The organism is Xanthomonas arboricola pv. guizotiae, from assembly GCF_002940205.1.
GTDB classification, from domain to species: Bacteria; Pseudomonadota; Gammaproteobacteria; order Xanthomonadales; family Xanthomonadaceae; genus Xanthomonas; species Xanthomonas arboricola_C.
This window is the reverse complement of sequence record NZ_MDSK01000095.1, coordinates 1-1,272: the sequence shown is the minus strand read 5'-3', so window position 1 is coordinate 1,272 and position 1,272 is coordinate 1. Positions and strand designations below refer to the sequence as shown.

1 protein-coding gene is annotated in these 1,272 nt (G+C 61.0%); it reads right to left on the bottom strand.

All coding sequences use genetic code 11. The features are described 5' to 3' along the window. Window positions 1-139 precede the first annotated feature (139 nt). Window positions 140-1,237, bottom strand: coding sequence for an IS5 family transposase (locus tag XarbCFBP7408_RS21945; protein WP_104564695.1), 1,098 nt, complete (start codon window positions 1,235-1,237; stop codon window positions 140-142). Window positions 1,238-1,272: the final 35 nt, after the last annotated feature.

The window sequence follows — 1,272 nt, the reverse complement described above, 5'->3', positions numbered from 1 at the left end:
CAGGCTGCTGAAATACCAGCCGCGACGCGAGGCGCAACCAGCGGAATTTTCCAGTACATGTCAGAAGTGGCGAACAATTGACCATGCAGGCGCCGATGCGTGGCCTTCAACGTCTGACTCGATCTGTTTTCAGCCTCTTTCATGCCGTTTTCCCGGCCCGTAGGCACAACTGTCCCAAGGTGCGCATGCGCACCAGGTTGTAGGCAGTCATGTTCAACATGAACATCTGATCCACCTTCTCCAGCCCCCGCACCGTCACTTGTCGGATGTTGCCGATCAACTTGGCCCAGCCAAAGCCCTGCTCGATCAGCTTCCGCTTCGTCTGCGAGATCGCGTAGCCATCGCTTGCTGCCACATCATCTGGAACCGCTGAGCGACGGTTGCTGGTGTTCTGTGCAATGTGAGGCGCAACGTCCATTTCCTGCAACGCCTCGACGAACTCGGATGCGTCGTAGCCCTTGTCCGCGCCCAGCGTCAGCGCACCGTCCGGGTTGGCCAGACGTGCATCACCGATCATGGCCTTGGCCGCTTCACGCTCAGCGTAGCCGTCGGCATGGGTTACCCGCGCATTGGCGATCAGCCCGTGGCGGTTGTCCGCCAGCGTATGGCCCATGTAGCGTAGCTCACTGGCGGTCTTGCCCTTGCGATACAGCCGGGCATCGGGATCGGTCGTGGAGGCGTGTGTCCCATTGCTGCGAGACTTGCCGCGGAAGTCCGTGCCGTCGCCATCTTCATCGCCGTCCTTGCGCACGAAGCTCTTGTGCCCGGCCCAGGCCTGGATCAACGTGCCGTCCACGCTGAAGTGCTCGCCCGACAGCCAGCCCTTGGCATCGGCCATCGCCACGACTTCGTTGAACAATGCCACCACCACGTCGTGTTCGATCAGCCGCTCACGGTTCTTGGTGAACACCGTCGGCACCCACACCGCATCGTCCATCGACAGGCCGATGAACCAGCCAAACAATAAGTTGTACTGCACCTGCTCCATCAACTGGCGCTCGGAGCGGATGCTGTAGAGCACCTGCAGCAGCATTGCCCGCGCCAGCTTCTCCGGCGCGATGCTCGGACGTCCACCCTTCCACACCGGCTCGTAGATGCGCTCGAACAGCCCATCCAAGCGCCGAAGCGCCTCATTGACCATTTCGCGGATCGGACGCAATGGGTGCTCGGCCGGGATGAACTCTTCCAGCCGCTTGACCGTGAACAACTGCTCGCTGAAGACGTCTACGCCACGCATGGTAGTGGGGGATGTTCCGACTCAAGTAGTCTACG